Genomic DNA, 21418 nt, shown 5'->3' on the forward strand with positions numbered 1-21418 from the left:
ATGGGAGTGAATTGGACGCCAGAACAGAAAAAGGTTATTTCGTTGAGAAATAGGAATATTCTTGTTTCGGCTGCAGCTGGATCTGGGAAAACAGCGGTCTTAGTAGAACGTATTATTACAATGTTGACAGAAGATAATCCACCACTAAACGTGGATGAACTTCTCAGTGTAACTTTTACGGAAGCGGCAGCAGCAGAAATGAAGGAAAGAATTTTATTAGCGATTGAAAAAAAATTAGAAGAAAATCCAAACAATATACATTTGCAGAAACAGTCTACTTTAATTCACAGTGCAATGATTACAACGATTCATAGTTTTTGTTTGTCGGTTATACGGGAATATTTTCATACAATAGATTTGGATCCAAGTTTTCGTATTGGAGAAGAGGGGGAATTAAAACTTTTACAAAAGGAAGTCTTGCAAGAATTATTGGAAAAACAGTATGCAGAAAAAAATGAAAAATTTCTTTCTTTTGTGGAGCGATTTGCTACAGGAAAAGATGATAAAAAATTAGAAGAGATTATTTTACAATTATATACGTTTTCAGAAAGTTATCCAAACAGTGAAAAATGGCTTGATTCGTGCGTACATACATATGATGTGCAAACATGGGAGGAATTTTCATGTACTGAGTATTATAAAAAAGCGATTCAAAATATAAAGAAATATGCAGTTGATGCAATTCGTTTATTAGAAACTGGAGTTTCTGCATGCGAAAATCCAGAAGGGCCGTATATGTATAAGGAAACTTTGGAAAATGAAATAGAGGGATGGAAAGCGTTTCTTCAGTCAGATAGCTTAATACAGTTTTATGAGAAAAGAAAGTATCCTGAAGGAGAAAGATTAAAACCAAATAGAGATAAAACTGTGTCAGAGGAACTTTCTACTTTTGTCAAAGAAGTAAGAAAGCAAACAAAAGAAATATTATCTGATATTATTAAAACATATTTATTTCAGCCGATGGAAGAGATGATACTAGATATGTCAAAGACAAAGGAAATGATAGAAGAATTAACTTTCCTTGTGAAAGAATTTTCCGGTTTATATGCGGAGGAAAAAAGGAAAAGAAATTTAATTGATTTTGGCGACATGGAACATTTAGCATTGCAGATTCTTACAGTCGAAGAAGGAGATGTACTTTTGCCTTCTCCTGTGGCAAAAGAATATCAGAAAAGATTTAAAGAAATTATGATTGATGAATATCAGGATAGCAATTTGATTCAAGAGGCTATTCTTACAAGTGTATCTACAATGAGTTGTGGAAGAAACAATATTTTTATGGTGGGAGATGTTAAACAGAGTATTTATCGTTTCCGGTTGTCCCGCCCAGAATTGTTCATGGAAAAATTCGATACATATGATATAGAAGATAGCGATAAACAACGTATAGATTTACATAAAAATTTTCGAAGTAGAAAAGAAGTGCTAGATAGCACAAATTTTATTTTTGAACAGATTATGACAAAAGGGCTTGGAAAAGTAGAGTATGATGACAGAGCAGCTTTATATGCAGGAGCAGATTATAAAGAAAAAGAGGGAAATGAGGCAGAAGTACTTATTATTGACGTGGAAAAAGATGTAGAAAGTGAAGAACAGGTTGAAGAAACGGTAAGAGAACTTGAAGCAAGAGCAGTGGCAAGAAGAATTAAGGAGTTAATGGCAGAACATCAAGTACAGGATAAAGTGACTGGGGAATTACGTCAGATATGTTATAAAGATATTGTTATATTGACTCGAAGCTTAAAAGGATGGACCGATGTATTTGCGAAAATATTGAATCGCGAAGGAATTCCAACGTATACCGGAAGTAAAGAGGGGTATTTTGAAACGCAGGAAATACAAACCATTCTTAATTATTTGCGTATTTTAGATAATCCAAATCAAGATATACCACTTACATCTGTTCTTACATCAAGAATAGGAAAATTTTCAGGGGAAGAATTGGCAGAAATTCGCATTTTAGATAAGGAAATTCCTTTTTATTGCTGTGTTAAACGCTATATAAAAGAAGGCAATAATCTTCAAGTAGTAAATCGATTGAAAAAAATTTTTGAACAAATAGAATATTTTAGGGAAATGATACCATATACAGCTATTCATGAATTACTTTGGAGAATAATTGAAGAAACGGGATATGGATATGAGATTTCAGTTATGGCTGGGGGAGAACAAAGGAAAGCAAATGTAGAGATGTTATTAGAAAAAGCGAAAGCATTTGAGGGAACAAGCTATAAGGGGTTGTTTAATTTTGTTCGTTATATGGAACAATTAAAAAAATATGATGTGGATTATGGTGAGGCGAATATTGCAGATGAACAGTCAGATGCAGTTCGTCTTATGAGTATACATAAAAGCAAAGGCCTAGAATTCCCGATTGTGTTTGTATCGGGAATGAATAAACGATTTAATAAACAAGATATTACAGGTGAGATTATAACACATGCGGAACTTGGAGTAGGTTTAGATAGAATTGATTTAGAAAAACGTATGAAATCACCTACATTTTTAAAAAAAGTAATTCAAAGAGAAGTTATGCTAGAAAATATCGGCGAGGAATTGCGCGTACTTTATGTAGCTCTTACTCGAGCAAAAGAGAAGTTGATTATGACAGGAACTCTTTCGCAGGTAGAGAAAAAGTTGCAGGGATATGAGGTGTTGGGAAATAACAGAGAAAAACAGTTACCGTTTACAATGCTTTCGAAGGCAACAAGTTATTTTGATTGGGTACTTCCTGCTATTTTGAGATATCCAGAGAATAAAAGAATAGGAAAAGTAAAAGTGATTAGTTTAGAAGATCTTGTGCAAAAAGAAGCACAAGAAGAAATAGGTGCAACATATACGAAAGAGAAATTGCAGAATTGGGATATAAATCAAGTTTTTGTTCCAGAATTTAAAAGAAAATTAGAAGAACAATTTGCTTATCAATATCCTTATGCAAATGAAAATAATTTAAAATTAAAATTTACTGTATCTGAATTAAAAAAACGAAAAAATTTTCAGGAAGAAGAAGGAGAACTTCTTATTAAGGAAGAGGAGATTGTTCCGATTTTACCAAAAGTTTTGATGGAAGAGGATGGTGTAAAAGGAGCTTTAAGAGGAACAACTTATCATAAAGTGTTGGAATTTATGGAGTTTTCCAAACAATATACATATGAAAGTATGGAAGTGTATTTGGAAAATCTTGTAAAGTGTGGGAGAATTTCTAAGGAGATGAAAGCATGTGTTCGTATTGAAGATTTACTTTGTTTCTTAGAAAAAGATATTGCAAAGAGAATGAAAAAGTGTGATGAAAAAGGGAAGCTTTTTCGAGAACAACCGTTTGTTCTTGGCGTTTCGGCAAAAGAAATTTATCCAGAAGAAGAAACAAATGAAACTCTTCTTATTCAAGGAATTATTGATGTTTGGATGGAAGAAGAGGATGGTCTTGTTGTAGTGGATTACAAAACGGATAGAGTAAAAAGTATAGGAGAATTAAAAGAAAAGTATGGAAGTCAATTAAAATATTATGGGGAAGCATTAGAAAAACTTACAGGGAAAAAAGTAAAAGAAAAAATAATGTACTCCTTATTTTTACAGAGAGAAATATATGTTTAAAAATAATGCAATAAATCTTCATAATTTCTTAAATAATATTATATTGCACAACTATATTATACGGTATATAATATAGTTAATAAAACAATATTATTTGAGAAGGGAAGTGGGAAAATGATATTTAATACAGGAGCAGCACTTTTAGATGCGATTGTATTGTCAGTTGTTTCGCGGGAACAACAAGGAACATATGGATACAAGATTACGCAAGACGTTCGTCAAGCATTAGACGTTTCCGAATCCACTTTATATCCTGTTCTTAGGAGATTGCAGAAAGATGAATGTCTAGAAGTATATGATATGCAGTTTGATGGGAGAAACAGACGGTATTATAAAGTGACAGAAAAAGGAATGGCACAGTTAAATCTATATCGAATAGAATGGAAAAATTATTCAAAAAAGATTAATGAGATGTTTGAGAGAGGTGTAGAAGTATGAATCGGATAGAGTTTATGACAGAACTAGAAAAGCTTCTAAGAGAAATATCACAGGAAGAAAGAAGAGAAGCATTGCAATATTATGAAGATTATTTTGCTGACGCGGGAATTGAAAATGAACAACACATTATTGACGAATTAGAAAGTCCGAAAAAGGTTGCCCAGACAATAAAAGAAGGACTTTTAGGAAAAGAAGACAGTAGTGAGTACAGAGAAACTGGATATGTGGATACAAGATTTGAGGAGAAAGAAATTCCGGCAAACAGAGAAGTTGGGCGAAAAACAAATAATAATTGGTTAAAAATACTTTTTATTGTTGTAGTAACTATTTTTGCACTGCCAATTTTATTACCTCTTATATTTGCCGGGATTTCAATTGTATTTGCAATAGCTGTTTCGGGATTTGCTGTTTTGGGAACACTGGTGTTATTGGCAGTTGTAGTCATGATATGTGGAATTGCCATAACAATATGTGGGATAATAGAATTATTTCATTTTCCAGCGTTGGCACTTGTTATTATGGGAGGGGGGATTTTGGCCTTCGTTGTAGGACTTGTTGCAACTGTACTCATGATAAAAGCGTGTATGACTGTATTTCCTATTCTATTTAGAGGACTAGTAAATATTTTTAGAAAATTTGTGCATAGAAAGGAGAGAGGATAATGAAAAAAGGTTGGAAAATATTTGGAATCATATGTGCTAGTTTGGCAGGTCTTGGAATTGTTTTATGCGTTGTTGGATTTACAATAGGGGCAACAGATAAAGATGTTAGAAGTGCACTGCGCAAAGGAGCTAGATTTGTTCGCGATAAAGATTTTTACGATGAAATAGATCAAACAGATATACAGGTGACAAGTAGCATGGATTTGCCAAGTACAAAGGAAATAAATGTGGAAGTTGATAAAATGTTAGTAGAAGTTGTTCCTACGGAAGATAAGAAAATTCGCATGGAAAATTTAACCACAGAAGAAGTTCAACTTATAGCAAACGAAGATGAAGAGTCAGTAGAGATTAAAACAACAGGAAAGATAAAGAAGGCAACTGATGGCGGGAAATTGATTCTGTATATTCCAAAAAATCTACAATTGCCAGAAATAAGTATACATGTTGGCGACGGAAAGATCAATTTAAATGGTGTACAGACAAAAGAGTTGGACTTAGAATTAGAACGAGGAGAAATAAATGCATTCGATTTTGAAGTAGAAGAATTGAGCGTTTCTTGTGGTCTAAGTGTAGCAAATGTAAGAGGCATTGTGCAGAAAAATGTGGATTTAGATTGTGGAGCGGGTGTGATTAATTTTGAAACAAAAGGAACACAGACGGATTATAATTATGAAATAGAAGCAGGAATGGGAGAACTACGTCTTGGTGGGCAAAAGTTTTCGGGAATAGCAGTAGAAAAAACCATTAATAATCATGCTAAAAAAGAGATGGAAATTGATTGTGGAGCAGGAAAAATAAATGTTAAATTTGTTAGATAACATAGGAGGGAAGAACAATGAAAAAGTTATATCGTTCATCAACAGATAGGAAAGTATGTGGAGTATGTGCAGGAATAGCAGAGTATTTTGAAATAGATCCAACAGTAATAAGGTTGGGAATGGTATTAGCAGCTTGTTTTAGTTTCGGAGCAATGGTTTTTGGTTATTTTATAGCCGCAGTTATAATGCCGGAGAGATAGAAAATGAAAATTGGGGACGTAGCATTTTTATAAAAAGCTATGTCCCCAATTTTCGTTAACTGTGTCCCTAATTCTTGTTAAAATAGAAATTAAGATAGTAGAAAAGGTATTTTTTGAATAACATAAAAATTATTGGAAACCCTTACAATATAAACTGAAAGGGGTAGTATTATGGGAAAGAAAGAGAAATTGCCGATTGTACTAAGTGAAATTGAGGCAAAAGATAAATTAAAATACGAAGTTGCAGAAGAATTAGGGCTTTTAGATAAAGTTTTAGAAAAAGGATGGAAGTCGTTAACCTCTAAAGAAACAGGAAGAATTGGTGGGTTGATTACGAAGAAAAAACGTATGCAAAAAGAATCTGATAAGTGTGAAAGTATGAACAATTTGTAACGTGGGTTGAAAAATCACAATAAGTCTGTTATAATCCTTCAATTGAGGAAGATAACGGAGAGGGTTATGAAAAGTAGAGTAAATGTGTTAGAAATTGAATTGAATAATAATACGGCGAAAGAAGCCATGCAGAAGGTTATGGAATATATGCGGACGGAACCAATGAATATTGTTGAGTTTATCAGTGCAGACACTTTAGTAAAAAGCAAGGAAGATGAGACCCTTAAGGATAACATTGCACAAGCAGATTTGGTTCTTGCAGGAGAACAAGCAATATTAGAGGTTGCGGAAATTACAGAAGGAAAGAAATTACAAGAAGTAGGTTCACATCTCTTTGTGAAAATGCTTTTACGCTATTTTCATAAAAATCATAACAGAATTTTTCTTTTAACAGAGTCAGAAGAAGAAGAACAACATCTTATAGAATATTTGAAAGAGAATTATCGGGGTATTCAAATAGTAGGACAAGAAATTGTTCCGACGGATTCCTCAGCAGATGATATGATTTTAAATAATGTAAATGGTGCGGAGGCGGATTGTGTAGTATCTATGATTTCATCTCCGTTTCAAGAGGCATTTGCAGTGAGAAACCGCATTTTATTAAATACACGTATGTGGTTAGGATTAGGGAAAAATACACCTCTTCCGCTTGGCAAGAAAAAAGGTAAAAAGCCGATAAGGGAGTTTATGATTAAACGTTTCCTAAAGCGAGAGGTAGAAAAAGAAAAGCAAAAAAGAGGAAATGTATAAAATTGAACTATTTCCTCTTTCTTTTTTTGGTTAATTGTATTAAAATGTAGAATGAATATACAGTTTTTTAATGGAAAACTACTGTTAAAATTTAAAAGATAAGGAGCAAAAGTATGATATCAAATCAAATACTTCAGAACACAATTGAAGGATTGAAGGCGATTACAAGAATAGATTTATGTATTCTGGGGATAGATGGAAAAGTGTTAGCAAGTACATTTGTAGAACAGGAACATTATGAGAATTCATTGGATTCTTTTGTAGAGTCGCCAGCAGACAGTCAGGTTATTCAAGGATACCAGTTCTTTAAAATTTTTGATGAACACCAGTTAGAGTATGTATTGGTAGTAAATGGCAGTAGTGATGATGTTTACATGGTGGGTAAGATTGCTGCTTTTCAGATTCAAAATTTGTTAGTGGCATATAAGGAACGTTTTGATAAAGATAATTTTATTAAAAATTTATTGTTAGATAATCTTTTATTAGTGGATATTTATAACCGTGCCAAAAAACTACATATTGAAACAGATGTACGACGTGTAATCTTCGTTGTTGAAACAGCACGTGAGAAGGACACAGGTGCAATGGAGCATATCCGCTCATTACTGGGAATGAAATCAAAAGATTTTGTGACCGCAGTTGATGAAAGAAACATTATCATTGTAAAAGAGCTTGGTGTTAATGAAGGGTATCCAGAGATGGAGAAGGTAGCCGATGAAATTTTGGCGATTTTAAAGGATGAGGGAGAAGAAGTACATATTGCATATGGGACAATTGTAAATGATATAAAAGAAGTATCCAAATCGTATAAAGAAGCGAAACTTGCGTTAGATGTAGGAAAAATTTTCTTTGATGAGAAAAATATTGTGGCATATAGTACGCTTGGTATAGGAAGATTAATTTATCAACTTCCTCTTCCACTTTGTAAAATGTTTATTCGAGAGATTTTTGAGGGGAAATCTCCAGACGAGTTTGATGAAGAAACATTGACAACAATTAATAAATTTTTTGAAAATAGTTTAAATGTATCAGAGACGTCAAGACAGTTATACATACACAGAAATACACTTGTGTACAGACTAGACAAGTTACAAAAAAGTACAGGATTGGATTTGAGAGTATTTGAAGATGCTATCACATTTAAAATTGCACTAATGGTTGTGAAATACATGAAGTATATGGAAACACTGGAGTATTAGTAGTTAATTTAGGAGGAACATATGATTGAATTAAAGGATGTCACAAAGGAATATTCCAAAGGTGCTGCAGCCTTGAATGGAATTAATTTAAAAATTGAACAGGGAGAGTTCGTGTTTATTGTAGGTGACAGTGGTTCGGGCAAATCTACGTTAATTCGTCTTTTGATGAAAGAATTAGACCCAACATCAGGTACAATCATTGTAAATGGAATCAATCTTAATAGGATGAAACATAGACATATTGCAAAATATAGAAGACATTTAGGTGTTGTGTTCCAAGATTTCCGTTTATTGAAAGATAGAAATATTTATGAAAATATTGCTTTTGCCCAAAGGGTAATTGAAACTCCTACACGTGTGTTAAAAAAGAAGGTTCCAGCAGCACTTTCACTTGTAGGATTAGCACAGAAATATAAGGCTTATCCAAAACAGTTATCAGGTGGAGAACAACAAAGAGTGGCTATTGCAAGAGCTGTTGTAAATGAGCCGGCTATTTTACTTGCAGATGAACCTACAGGAAACCTCGATCCGACAAATGCATGGGAAATTATGAAACTTCTTGAAGAGGCAAATGAAAGAGGTACTACAGTAATTGTAGTTACACATAATCACGAAATTGTAGCAGAAATGAAGAAACGTGTCATTACAATGCAAAAGGGAGTCATTGTCAGCGACGAGAAAGAGGGCGAGTAGAAAAATGAGAATAAGTACAGTAGGATATACAATGAAACAAGGGGTAAAAAATATTGGTAGAAATAAGATGTTCTCCCTTGCATCTATTGCAACAATGTCAGCTTGTATTTTTATGTTTGGATTGTTTTTCTCAATTATCGTAAACTTTCAGAACATTGTAAAAAGTGCTGAAGAAGGAGTTGCAATTACTGTGTTCTTTAATGAAGGAACAGAGCAGAAAGATATTGATAAAATTGGAAAGTTAATTAAGGACAGGAAAGAAGTTTCCAGAGTAGAGTATACATCTGGTGAACAAGCATGGGAAAACTACAAGAAGAAATATTTTGGCGATAAAGAATATCTTGCAGAAGGTTTTGCAGATAACCCACTTGTGAACTCAGATAATTATCAAGTATATATGAAAGATGTTTCTAAACAGAAAGATTTAGTAAAATATGTAAGCGGTCTTGAGGGAGTACGTCAAGTAAACAAATCGGATACAGTTGCCAAGACATTATCTGGAATTAACAAATTGATTTTATATGTATCAGGAGCGATTATTATTATTTTGCTTGCTGTATCTGTTTTCTTGATTAGTAATACAGTTACAATGGGGATTTCTATTAGACGGGAAGAAATTGCAATTATGAAATATATAGGAGCAAAAGATGCTTTTGTTAGAATGCCATTTATCATAGAAGGTCTTTTGATTGGTCTTGTAGGAGCGATTATTCCACTTACAGCGTTATATTTCATGTATGAAAAAGCTGTAGGATATATTTTGATTAAATTTAAAATATTAAACAATCTTCTTACTTTCCTTCCGGTAACAGAAGTTTATAAGACATTGTTGCCAATCGGAATTGCACTCGGAATCGGAATTGGTTTTGTGGGAAGTTTCTTAACAATTCGTAAGCACTTAAAGGTATAATTTAAGAGGTAATAGAATGACAGGGAAAAAAGTAATCAGTTTAATTTTGGCGACAGTTTTTGTTGTGGGAAGTGTTTTTAGACCGGTTCAAGCAACTGGCATTCGTTCAACAGAGGAAAAAGGTCAACAGTTAGAAAAACAAAAAAAACAGGCAGAAAAAGAGCAGGTATCTTTGAGTGAGCAGTTGAATAGTATTATAGCAGAGATGGAAACAGCTCAGTCTAATGTAGAGAAAAAGGAAGACGAAATTGCAGTGGCTGAGGATGAACTTGTAGAGGCTCAAATTAAAGAAAATAAGCAATATGATAGTATGCTGATTCGCATTAAATATGTATACGAAAACGGTAATTCAAAAATGATGGAAATATTGTTTGAAGCAGAAAGTATGGCAGAGTTTCTTAATGATACCGAGTATGTGGAGCAAGTTTCGCAATATGATCGAAAGATGCTTGACCAATTTGCAAAATTGGTAAAAGAAGTGGAAAAGAAAGAGAAGACTTTAAAAAAAGAGAAAGAAAGTCTTACTTCGCTTCAAAAAAGCCTAGAAGAAAAACAAAAAGAAGTGCAAAATCTCCTTGCAACTAAAAAGGAAGAAATTGCAAAGTTGGAAACGCAAATTGGTGAAAACACAAAAACGTTGAATGCTTTGATTGCAAAGGCAAAAGAAGCGGAAAGAAGAAAGCAGGAAGCAGAAAACGCAAATAAGAGACCATCGGGAAATGCAGGAAGCAAACCATCAAGTCCTGTGATTACAGGTGGCACAGGATATTTGTCTAATCCATGTCCGGCAGGGAGAATTACAAGTGAGTTTGGACCACGTAAAGCGCCAGTTCCTGGAGCAAGTACATTTCATCAAGGAAGAGATTATGGTGCACCATCAGGAACACCAATTTACGCAGCAGCAGAAGGAACTGTAATTCGTACAGGGTATCAGGCGGTTCGTGGAAATTATGTTGTCATAAGACATCCAAATGGACTTACAACATGGTATCAACATTGTACAAACATTTTTGTTAGACAAGGTCAAAAAGTTGATAGAGGACAAAATATTGCAACAGTAGGAGCAACGGGCCGAGTAAGTGGACCTCATTTGCATTTTATTGTAGAAGAAGCCAGTGGGAAATTGGTAGATCCAAGAAAATATTTATAGATAGGACTCATATATGGGAAATAAAAAAAGATTTTTAAAGGGGGTGCTTTGTGGCACCCTCGTTACTTTAATGATTGTAGGGACAGCGGGACTGTATTGGAAAAATACTGGAGATAAAACGCTAATTAATAAAAAAACCGCAGATAAGTTAGAGAAGATAAGATATCTTATTGATGAAACTTATTTAAAAGAAAATGAAATAAAAGAGAAAGATCTAGAAGAGTATTTACTTAAAGGATATGTGGAGGGATTGAAAGATCCATATTCGGTATATTATAATGAAAAAGAAACAAAAGAACTGTATGAGACAACAGAAGGAGCATACAGTGGAATTGGGGCAGTTATGTCGCAAAATCTTGAAACAGGAATCATTACAATGGTAAATGTATATAAAGATTCTCCGGCAGAAAAAGCAGGTTTTAAAAATAATGATATTCTTTATAAAGTAAATGGAAAGGATATTTCTACAGAAGATATTAGCAAGGTTGTTAATAGAATCAAAGGTAAAGAAGGAACAGAGGTAACGATAACAGTTCTACGAGATGGAAAAGAAGTTGAAGCAACGGCAGTTCGTGAGAAATTGGAGGCACATACAGTTGAATATAACATGAAAGAAAATAACATTGGCTATATTCGTGTGACTGAGTTTGATAAAGTTACATATACACAGTTTGTGGAAGCAATCACAGATTTGAAGAAGCAAGGAATGAAGGGAATGATTGTGGATCTTCGTGGAAATCCTGGAGGAAATTTATCCACTGTATGTCAGATGTTAGATTATATTTTACCGAAAGGTTTGATTGTGTATACAGAAAATAAGGATGGTAAACGTGAAGTGATGACTTCAGATGAAGAACATAAATTGGAAATGCCAATGACTGTCCTTGTGGATGGAAGAAGTGCTAGCGCATCAGAAATTTTTGCGGGTGCAGTTCAAGACCATAAGGTTGCTAAACTTGTTGGGACAACGACTTATGGAAAAGGTGTTGTACAACAATTGTTTGATTTAAAAGATGGAACTTGTCTAAAATTAACTATCGCGGAATATTTTACGCCAAATGGAAGAAATATTCATGGAAAAGGAATTAAACCAGATGTAGAAGTAGAATATAAATATGATAAGAATAATGCTGATGCAGATAATCAACTAGATAAGGCAATAGAAGTATTAAAACAAGAAATTAAATAGTACTGGAAAGGAATGCAAATTTTTGCATTCCTTTTTTTGTTAGCCTATGGTAAAATAAAACTATATGTAATTTTGCAGAAAGGTTGTAAAATAATGAGAATATTAATTAAAAATGGTCATGTGTTAGATCCTAAAACACAATATGATGAAATTTCAGATGTGTTGATTGAAGGGGAAAGAATTGTAAGAGTAGATAAGGAAATTTCTGATGATGTGGACAAAATAGTGGATGCATCAGGATGCTATGTTATGCCAGGGTTTATTGATTTGCACGTTCATTTAAGAGATCCAGGGTTGGAATATAAAGAAACATTGCAAACTGGTGGAATGGCAGGTGCAAGAGGAGGAGTTACTACTATCTGCGCAATGCCAAATACAAAACCTGTTATAGATACAGGGAAAAAAGTAGAAGAAGTACATGGACGAGCTAAAGTCGAATCACCAGTGAACATTATTCAATTAGGTTCTATTACTGTAGGGCAAAAAGGGGAAGAGTTAGCAGATATTGCAGGAATGGCTAAAGCAGGTTGTCATGCAATAAGTGAAGATGGAAAATCTGTTATGAATGCATCTTTATATCGTCAAGCAATGAAACAAGCGAAAGAGAGCAAAATTTCAATCTTTGCTCACTGCGAAGATATCACAATGGTAGAGGGCGGAGTGATGAATGCAGATGAGAAAGCAAAAAAATTAGGGCTTAAGGGAATCACGAATGCAGTGGAAGATGTAATTGTGGCAAGAGATATTTTACTCGCTAAAGAAACGGGAGTACAGTTACATTTATGTCATTGTTCTACAGCAGACAGTGTGAAAATGGTTGAAGAAGCAAAGAAGGAAGGACTTCCAGTGACAGCTGAAGTTTGTCCGCATCATTTTATTTTAACAACAGATGATATACTTGAAGATGATGGGAATTATAAAATGAATCCACCTCTTCGCAGCAAAGAAGATGTCGAAGCGTTAAAGGAAGGGTTGAAAAACAATATTATGGATGTGATTGCTACAGACCATGCGCCACATTCTGCAGAAGAAAAAAATAAATCTATGAAGGATGCTATGTTTGGGATTGTTGGTTTAGAGACATCGGCAACTCTTACTTATACAGAATTGGTAGATAAGGGCATTTTAACACCGATGCAAATGGCAGAAAAAATGAGTTATAACCCAGCAAAAGTACTTGGAATTGAAGAGGAAAAAGGTTCTATTTCAGAAGGGATGATTGCTGATATTGTTATTTTTGATCCCAAAAGAGAATATCGAATTGATACAACTACATTCTTTTCAAAAGGGAAAAACACACCATTTCAAAATTATCCGGTAAAAGGAGATGTGCGTTATACGTTTGTTGACGGAAAAATAGTTTATGAAAATACAACATATTAGGAGGAAGAAAAGATGATTAACAAATTAGTAGAAAATATTAAAAGAACAAAGGCACCGATTGTAGTAGGTTTAGATCCAATGTTGAACTACATCCCACAACATATTCAAAAGAAAGCATTTGCGGAGTTTGGCGAAACATTAGAAGGTGCAGGCGAAGCAATCTGGCAATTTAATAAAGAAATTATTGATAAGACATATGATTTAATTCCAGCAGTGAAACCACAGATTGCTATGTATGAACAGTTTGGTATTCCTGGACTTGTTGCATTCAAAAAGACAGTAGATTACTGTAAAGAAAAAGGATTAGTTGTGATTGGAGATATTAAAAGAGGAGACATTGGTTCTACTTCTTCTGCATATGCTGTAGGACATCTTGGACGTGTGCAAATTGGTAGCAAATCTTACGTTCCATTTGATGAAGATTTTGCCACAGTAAATCCATATTTAGGTTCAGATGGAATTAATCCATTTATTGATGTATGTAAAGAGGAAAATAAAGGATTATTTATTTTAGTAAAAACATCTAATCCATCAAGTGGAGAATTTCAAGATAGACTTGTAGATGGAAGACCGTTATATGAATTAGTTGGTGAAAAAGTGGCACAGTGGGGAGAAAACCATATGGGTGATGAATACAGTTATATTGGTGCTGTTGTTGGTGCGACTTATCCAGAAATGGGAAAAGTTCTTCGTAAAGTTATGCCAAAATCGTATATTCTTGTTCCAGGATATGGAGCACAGGGTGGACAAGGCAAAGACCTTGTACATTTCTTCAATGAAGATGGATTGGGAGCAATTGTAAATTCTTCAAGAGGAATTATTGCTGCGTATAAGCAAGAAGCATATGCAGAATTTGGAGAAGAACATTTTGCTGATGCATCAAGAAAAGCAGTTGAAACAATGATTGCCGATATCAATGGCGCATTGGAAAATAGATAAAGGGGAATGAAAATGGAAAAGAGAGAAAAAGAAAGAGCAGTTGTTGTCTCACAGGAACAGATCGCAACAGATATTTATAGTTTATGGCTTCGTGCGGATGCTGCTATTTCAGCAAAGGCTGGACAATTTATTTCCATGTATACAAATGATAGTGGGAAATTACTTCCTCGTCCAATTAGTATCTGTGAAATCGACAAAGAGAATAAACAATTAAGAGTTGTTTATCGAGTAACGGGGGAAAAGACAGGAACAGAACAATTTTCTAAGTTGGTAGCAGGAGATGAAATTGAGATTTTAGGTCCGCTTGGAAATGGTTTTCCATTGAAAGATAAAAAGGCTTTTTTGATTGGAGGCGGGATTGGTATCCCTCCAATGCTTGAACTAGCAAAACAATTGAATGTAGAGAAACAAATTATTGTAGGTTATCGTGATGAGTTGTTTTTGACAAAAGAACTTTCAGAAAATGGAACAGTATATGTTGCGACAGAAGATGGAAGCGTAGGAACGAAGGGAAATGTATTGGATGCTATCAAAGAAAATGAATTGTCAGCAGATATTATTTATGCTTGTGGACCTACACCAATGCTTCGTGCATTAAAAGCATATGCAGAAGAAAATGATATTGAATGTTATATTTCTATGGAAGAAAAAATGGCTTGTGGAATTGGAGCTTGCCTTGCTTGCGTATGCAAATCTAAAGAGAAAGATCATCATACAAATGTACATAACAAACGAATTTGCAAAGATGGACCAGTCTTTTTAGCAACGGAGGTGGATTTATAATGAACACAAAAATAAATATTGCAGGTGTAGAATGGAAAAATCCTGTAACAACAGCTTCTGGAACATTTGGTTCAGGTGCAGAATTTGCAGAGTTTGTTGATTTAAATAAAATTGGTGCAGTAACAACAAAAGGTGTAGCAAATGTTCCGTGGGAAGGAAATCCAACACCTCGTATTGCAGAAACATACGGTGGGATGATGAATGCTGTAGGATTACAAAATCCAGGAATTGATGTTTTTTGCGAAAGGGATATTCCTTTTTTGCGTCAGTATGACACAAAGATTATTGTAAATGTATGTGGAAGAACAACGGAAGATTATTGTGAAGTAGTGGAACGCCTATCACATGAAGATGTAGATATGTTAGAAATTAATATTTCCTGTCCAAACGTAAAAGAAGGTGGAATTGCTTTTGGACAGAATCCAAAATCTGCAGAAGAAATCACAAAAGAAATTAAAAAATATGCAAAACAACCTGTGATTATGAAATTAAGCCCCAATGTAACTGATATTACAGAAATGGCCAAAGCAGTAGAAGCTGGAGGAGCTGATGCAGTTTCTTTGATTAATACATTGACAGGAATGAAAATCGATGTGCATAAGAGAGCATTTGCACTTGCGAATAAAACAGGTGGAGTATCTGGTCCAGCAATTAAACCGATTGCAGTTCGTATGGTTTATCAAACAGCAAATGCAATCAAACTTCCGATTATTGCAATGGGAGGAATTGCAACACCGGAAGATGCGATTGAATTTATTTTAGCCGGTGCAACAGCAGTTGCAGTTGGAACAGCTAATTTTATTAATCCATCAGTTACTATGGAAATTGCAGAAGGAATAGAAAAATATATGGAACGTTATCACTTTGAAAACATAAAGGATATGGTTGGATTAGTGAAATAGAGATGAATAAAATTAAACTAAGTTTATTTAAAGATGGTGCAGTATGTTAAAATTTCATACTGCACCATCTTTTTATGTAAATTTAAGAATTTTAATATGGTAGAAGAATGGAGTGGAGAGTGTTTCAATAAAGAAAAGTTTCTAATAAAAAATCATACTAATAAAATAAAAATTCCTACATACTTCAATATATGACTAAGATAAAATAATAAATAGTAATGTATACATTAAGGAGGTATGAGATATGAACAGAAGGGTAGTGGCATTGCTTACTGCATTGAGTTTGCTTGTGGGAATGGTCAGTTCAAATGGTATTTTGAGCGTACAGGCTGCACCAAAAGCAAACTTGAAAAAAGAAGAAGTGCAGAATGTGGGGCGAAATATTATTAATTTTAACACAGACTGGCATTACAAAAAAGGAGATGTATTAGGAGGTGAAAAGGTTGATTTTGTTGATGATAAATGGGTGTATGTAAATTTTCCTCATACAACAACATTTTATACGGCGGAAAATAAGGAGGCATATCTTGGAGTCAGTTGGTATCGAAAACATTTTCAGGTAGATAATAAGCTGAAAGGGAAAAAATTAATGCTTACATTCGAGGCGATAATGCAAAAAGCAGAAATATACATTAATGGACAAAAAATAAAAACTCATGCTGGGGGATATATTCCGTTTGTGATTGATATTACAGATAAAGTGAATTACGGAAAAGAAAATACAATTGCATTAAAAATAGATAGCCGACCTGATAGAAATGTTGCACCAGGAAAAGATAAACCGGATTTTCAGTATTTTGGAGGAGTTTATGGAAATTCATATATCACTGCAACAGAACAACTGCATATAACAGATGCAGTGGAAGCGAATGAAACAGCAGGGGGAGGAGTATTTATCACCTCGCCTGAGGTTAACAAGGAAAAGGCTACAGTTAAAGTCAAAACTCATGTGGAAAATGAGGGAAAAGAAAACAAAGAAATGACGATGCTTACACAAATTGTGGATTCAAGTGGAAAGATAGTTGCATCAAAAGAAGATAGAGGAGTTATAGCAAGTCATGAAAAAAAATATTTTCATCAGTCCTTGTATGTGACTAATCCGAGGTTATGGTCACCAAATACACCTGAATTATATACGGTACGTTCTCTAGTTAAAGCAAATGGAGTTGTACAAGATAGTGTAGAAACAACATATGGTATCCGTAAAGTGGAGTGGAAAAGAGAGGGACTTTATATTAATGATAAAAAGACAGAGGTAGAAGGTGCTAATCTTCATGGGGAAACATATATGCTTGGAAATGCGATGCCAGACAATGCGATTTATGAGGAAATAAAACGTTTTAAAGAAAATGGATTTGATATTGTAAGAATGTCCCATTATCCACATCGACAAGCATATTATGATGCTTGCGACAAATACGGAGTTATGGTTGTTGAATGTGCATCGGGCTGGCAATATTTTGATAATTCTCAAGCATTTAAAGAAAGTACTTATGCAGAATTACATACGGATCTTAGACATAAGAGGAATCATCCATCTGTGGTTGCATGGGAATCTAGTCTGAATGAGAGTAGTTATAGTAGAGAATGGGCAATAGAAATGAATAAGATTGTAAAAGCAGAGTACCCTAAAGATGTAGAATCCTATGCTTATACAGCAGGTTGCTATCACTGGGATGTGTGGGATATAGGTCTTTCCACTCCTCAGGCAGGAATTTTTGGTGCTGGAAATGAAGGTGCGGAAAATCCAAAATATAAAGATAAACCCATGATTATCGCTGAATACGGCGACTGGACATATGGTGGTTCAAGTTCAACAACCCGTGTAACAAGAGAAGATAAAAACGATGCTAGAAAAAAAGGCGGAGATGAAGGAATGTTAATTCAATCAGATAACGCCCAGGAAAGCGTACAGACAATTCGTTCACGCGGGAAAAACTGGTTGGGTGCATCTATGTATTGGGATTATGCAGATTATGCAGGTTTTGATGCAGGTATGCTGACATATTGTGGAGTTGTGGATGTACACAGAATTCCAAAACATAGTGCATATTTTTATCAGAGTCAAAAAGATGCAAGTATAGATATGAGTGAGTACGGAATTAAAACTGGACCAATGGTATATGTTGCAAATACTTGGGATACAAAAGCGAAAAAAGAAGTTCGTATTTTCAGTAATTGTGATACTGTAGAATTATTTTTAAATGGAAAGAGTCTGGGAGAAAAAGGACACGACAAAACAATTTGGGGTCCTCACGGAGATGTAGATCCAAGTCAACATCCTTCAGCAAATTCAGGGAAAAAAATAAGTGCAGAGTCAATAAGAAATGCACCAATTACTTTTGATTTAGAAAAATATGAAAAAGGTGAATTAAAAGCGATTGGAAAAATTAAAGGGAAAGCGGTAGCAGAATATGTAAGAAAATCTCCTGAAGCGGCATCGCGAATTAAACTTCGTCCGGAAAGTAACGCAAAAGTTGCATTGGACGGAAGTAGTGCGAAATTGGTTTGGGTTGATATTACAGATGAAAATGGTACAGTTGTACCGAGTGCCTACACGGATGTAAAACTGGAAGTGGAAGGACCTGGACTTGTGGTCGGTCCGAAAACAATTACAACAAAAGGCGGACAACTGGCTGTATGGGTAAGAAGTAAAAGGGGAGAAGGTAATATTACATTAAAAGCATCAGCAAAAGGTTTGCAAACTGCTACGATTGTAATTCCTACAAGTAAAGTAGAAGGGATGCCTATACCTGTAGTAGGCTCAGATGCAGATGAATATGAGTATAATAAAACACACGAAGAGATAGAGGAAAACAATATTTTCTTAAACAAATCATCTAGAGCAAGCACGGAAAATATTGAAAATGGAAAGAATGAAGTGAAGGAAAATGCAAATGATGGAAACGATAATACAAAATGGTGTGCAAACAGCGGCTCGTATCCTCAGTGGTGGGAAGTTGATTTAGGAGCATCATATAATTTGGATACAATGAAATTGTCGTTTGAAACAGTAGGAAGTGCTTATCACTATACAATAGCCATTTCAGAAAATCCGATGACAGATGAAACTTATGAGAAACGTATTGTGGTGGACAATAGCAAAGGAAGTACAAATACAGAACTGGCATTTGAAAAAGGAAAAGTGAAAGGACGTTATGTGCGTGTGACATTTACGGAAGCAACTAACAAAGAATGGGCAGTATTGCGAGATGTTTCAGGAACAGGAGAAACAGATAATATCGCATTTGGCAAGCCGGTAAAAGCAAGTAGCGTAAATACAGGTCAAGGTGGTAAAGTGGAAAAGGCAGAGTATGCCGTTGATGGAAAGAAAGACACTTGGTGGTGTGCAAAAGGTGGAGCAAATACAAAAAATCACTGGATACAGGTAGATTTAAAGGATACTTACAAACTTTCAGAAGTAAAACTGGCATTTGAGAAAGCGGATGCTGCTTATAAATTTGTCGTACAGGGTTCAACAGACGGGGAACACTATGTAGATTTGAAAGACTTTAGAAATGGAGAAGGATGTGGAAAAGAAGTTACAATTTCTTCCGATGAGTATGTAAGATACTTGAGAATACAGGACATTATAACAAAAGATATGGTAAATCAATGGCCGGCAGTATGTGAAATCGAAGCATACGGAGAAAAAGTAGATTACACACTTTCTAGTGTGTCAAGGGAAAAAGAAGCATTTGCATCTTCATGCAAAGAAGGCACAGAAGCAGGACACGGAAGTAATGGTGTTCCAGGTTGGTATTGGTATCCGGCAACAATAGGGGATGAATGGTGGTATATTGATACAAAAGGTATTTATGACATTGATAATGTACAGATGACATGGAATGCTGGAGAAACACATAAATATTTCATTGACATTTCCACAGATGGAAAGAATTGGACAACGATAGCAGACAGAAGTAAAGAGGGAACAAAGGAAATTAGACCATACGAATCTGTAAGCAAAATAGCACGTTATATTCGTGTTCGTTTGCCAAAGGGAAGAACCAATGAACAAGGGTTTGGTTTATTTGATGCATATGCACCTGTTCCAACAGGACGTCAGGTAAAAGAAGTGAAAGCAACTGAAAAAATAACTGCTTTTGTCGGAACAGAATTTGGAGAATTACAGTTGCCAAAAGAAGTAGATGTAGTATTAGAAGACGACATTAAAACGACACTTCCGATAAAATGGAATGAGGCAGACTATGATAAGACAAAAGAAGGTGAAACAACAATCAGCGGAACTCTTACAGAAATCGAAGGAGTAAAAGTAGGAGAAGAGTTGAAAAATACAACAGTTGTTGTAGAACTGAAAAAAGACACGGAAACTCCGGTAATTACAAAACAACCTAAGTCACAGACTGTAGAGGTTGGAGAAAATGTTACATTTACAGTGGAGGCTGAAACGAATGACGGTGGAAACCTGACTTATCAGTGGCAGGTAAATAACGGTACAGATTGGCAGAATATTGAGGGAGCAACAACTTCATCTTACACAAAAGAAAATGTATCGTTAGAAGAAAACGGTATGAAATTCAGATGTCTCGTTGTAAATACAAAAGAAGGTATGGAAGCAAAGCAGGTGATTACAGACGAAGCGGTATTGACGATAACAGAAAAACCAATTCAGGTAAATGAGATTGTATCGGTAGAAACAATCCAAGATAAAGAAGTAGAATTTGGAACACCTGTATCTGCACTTGAACTTCCACAGACAGTAAAAGTACAGTTAGATAATAACGAAGAAAGAACACTTTCAGTACAGTGGGATACATCTTCGTATAACGGAAATGTAGCAAACACATATAAACTGTCAGGAGAATTGGATTTAACTGATGGCATTGTAAATACAAAAGGTTTGAAAGCGACTGTTGAGGTAACTGTAAAAGAAGAACCTGTAAAACCGGAAGTTGACAAAGAGGAATTGAAAGATATTATTGCACAGGCAAAAGATAAAGCAGCATCAGGAAAATACACAAACGAATCGGTATCTGCTTTAAATGAAGTGATTGCAAAAGCATGGGAAATTGTCGAAGACAAAGAGGCTACTGAGGAAGAGGTGCAGCAGGCAATCAAAGATGTAGAAGAAGCAATGAAAAACCTTAAGGAGAAAGAAACTGACGATAACAACAATGAGGGAAACGACAATGAAGGTGAAGACCAAAATGGTCATGGCAATGGAACGAAAGTGCCGAAAACTTCTGATGATTTCCATATTCTTATTTGGTTAGCGGGAATGCTTGGAGCAATTAAAGTAATCAGCGGAAGAAAAAAATAAATATAGGGTTTAATCAGAAAACAGGGAGATTGTCGTGTGGAAATCTCCCTGCAATATGTTGGGAAAATGTACTTTTTTGTATGGTTTATTAAGAAATCAAAATTATAGAAACACATAAATATTCTTACAAT

The 21418-nt window shown here is 34.8% G+C and carries 17 protein-coding genes; all 17 read left to right on the forward strand.

Annotation, left to right across the window (positions count from 1 at the left end):
• Nucleotides 1–3594: a helicase-exonuclease AddAB subunit AddA gene (gene addA, locus ACY2U7_RS03825; RefSeq protein WP_461815925.1), complete on the forward strand. Its 3594-nt coding sequence runs from the start codon at nucleotides 1–3 to the stop codon at nucleotides 3592–3594.
• A gap of 114 nt (nucleotides 3595–3708) precedes the next feature.
• Nucleotides 3709–4032, forward strand: a complete 324-nt coding sequence (locus ACY2U7_RS03830; RefSeq protein ID WP_461813125.1) for a PadR family transcriptional regulator — start codon at nucleotides 3709–3711, stop codon at nucleotides 4030–4032.
• Nucleotides 4029–4694 (forward strand): DUF1700 domain-containing protein, encoded by a 666-nt coding sequence (locus tag ACY2U7_RS03835; RefSeq protein ID WP_461813126.1) that lies wholly within the window; start codon nucleotides 4029–4031, stop codon nucleotides 4692–4694. Before ACY2U7_RS03830 ends, ACY2U7_RS03835 begins: the two co-directional genes overlap by 4 nt.
• Nucleotides 4694–5512, forward strand: coding sequence for a DUF4097 family beta strand repeat-containing protein (locus tag ACY2U7_RS03840; protein WP_461815926.1), 819 nt, complete (start codon nucleotides 4694–4696; stop codon nucleotides 5510–5512). The genes ACY2U7_RS03835 and ACY2U7_RS03840 overlap by 1 nt, the downstream gene beginning before the upstream one ends.
• Nucleotides 5513–5529: 17 nt before the next feature.
• Nucleotides 5530–5712, forward strand: a complete 183-nt coding sequence (locus tag ACY2U7_RS03845; protein WP_461813128.1) for a PspC domain-containing protein — start codon at nucleotides 5530–5532, stop codon at nucleotides 5710–5712.
• A 171-nt stretch (nucleotides 5713–5883) separates the two neighbouring features.
• Complete coding sequence (locus ACY2U7_RS03850; RefSeq protein WP_461813129.1) at nucleotides 5884–6105, forward strand: alpha/beta-type small acid-soluble spore protein; 222 nt, start codon at nucleotides 5884–5886, stop codon at nucleotides 6103–6105.
• A 66-nt stretch (nucleotides 6106–6171) separates the two neighbouring features.
• Nucleotides 6172–6855 (forward strand): WecB/TagA/CpsF family glycosyltransferase, encoded by a 684-nt coding sequence (locus tag ACY2U7_RS03855; RefSeq protein WP_461813130.1) that lies wholly within the window; start codon nucleotides 6172–6174, stop codon nucleotides 6853–6855.
• Nucleotides 6856–6968: 113 nt separating this feature from the next.
• On the forward strand, nucleotides 6969–8054 hold the full coding sequence (locus ACY2U7_RS03860; RefSeq protein ID WP_461815927.1) for a PucR family transcriptional regulator: 1086 nt from the start codon (nucleotides 6969–6971) through the stop codon (nucleotides 8052–8054).
• A gap of 21 nt (nucleotides 8055–8075) precedes the next feature.
• Nucleotides 8076–8747 (forward strand): cell division ATP-binding protein FtsE, encoded by a 672-nt coding sequence (gene ftsE / locus ACY2U7_RS03865; RefSeq protein WP_461813132.1) that lies wholly within the window; start codon nucleotides 8076–8078, stop codon nucleotides 8745–8747.
• A gap of 4 nt (nucleotides 8748–8751) precedes the next feature.
• Complete coding sequence (gene ftsX / locus ACY2U7_RS03870; RefSeq protein ID WP_461813133.1) at nucleotides 8752–9657, forward strand: permease-like cell division protein FtsX; 906 nt, start codon at nucleotides 8752–8754, stop codon at nucleotides 9655–9657.
• A 16-nt stretch (nucleotides 9658–9673) separates the two neighbouring features.
• Complete coding sequence (locus ACY2U7_RS03875; protein ID WP_461813134.1) at nucleotides 9674–10807, forward strand: murein hydrolase activator EnvC family protein; 1134 nt, start codon at nucleotides 9674–9676, stop codon at nucleotides 10805–10807.
• Between the two features lie 13 nt (nucleotides 10808–10820).
• Nucleotides 10821–11996 (forward strand): S41 family peptidase, encoded by a 1176-nt coding sequence (locus ACY2U7_RS03880; protein WP_461813135.1) that lies wholly within the window; start codon nucleotides 10821–10823, stop codon nucleotides 11994–11996.
• A gap of 93 nt (nucleotides 11997–12089) precedes the next feature.
• Complete coding sequence (locus ACY2U7_RS03885) at nucleotides 12090–13379, forward strand: dihydroorotase (RefSeq protein WP_461813136.1); 1290 nt, start codon at nucleotides 12090–12092, stop codon at nucleotides 13377–13379.
• 12 nt (nucleotides 13380–13391) lie between these two features.
• Nucleotides 13392–14318 carry an orotidine-5'-phosphate decarboxylase gene (gene pyrF / locus ACY2U7_RS03890; RefSeq protein ID WP_461813137.1) on the forward strand — a complete coding sequence of 309 codons (927 nt, stop codon included), beginning with the start codon at nucleotides 13392–13394 and terminating at the stop codon, nucleotides 14316–14318.
• Nucleotides 14319–14330: 12 nt separating this feature from the next.
• A complete protein-coding gene (locus tag ACY2U7_RS03895; RefSeq protein WP_461813138.1) occupies nucleotides 14331–15101 on the forward strand; it encodes a dihydroorotate dehydrogenase electron transfer subunit in 771 nt (256 codons plus the stop codon).
• On the forward strand, nucleotides 15101–16003 hold the full coding sequence (locus ACY2U7_RS03900; protein ID WP_461813139.1) for a dihydroorotate dehydrogenase: 903 nt from the start codon (nucleotides 15101–15103) through the stop codon (nucleotides 16001–16003). Before ACY2U7_RS03895 ends, ACY2U7_RS03900 begins: the two co-directional genes overlap by 1 nt.
• A gap of 244 nt (nucleotides 16004–16247) precedes the next feature.
• On the forward strand, nucleotides 16248–21287 hold the full coding sequence (locus tag ACY2U7_RS03905; protein WP_461815928.1) for a discoidin domain-containing protein: 5040 nt from the start codon (nucleotides 16248–16250) through the stop codon (nucleotides 21285–21287).
• Nucleotides 21288–21418 lie beyond the last annotated feature (131 nt).

This window comes from Faecalimonas sp. (assembly GCA_029264305.1).
GTDB lineage: Bacteria > Bacillota > Clostridia > Lachnospirales > Lachnospiraceae > Faecalimonas.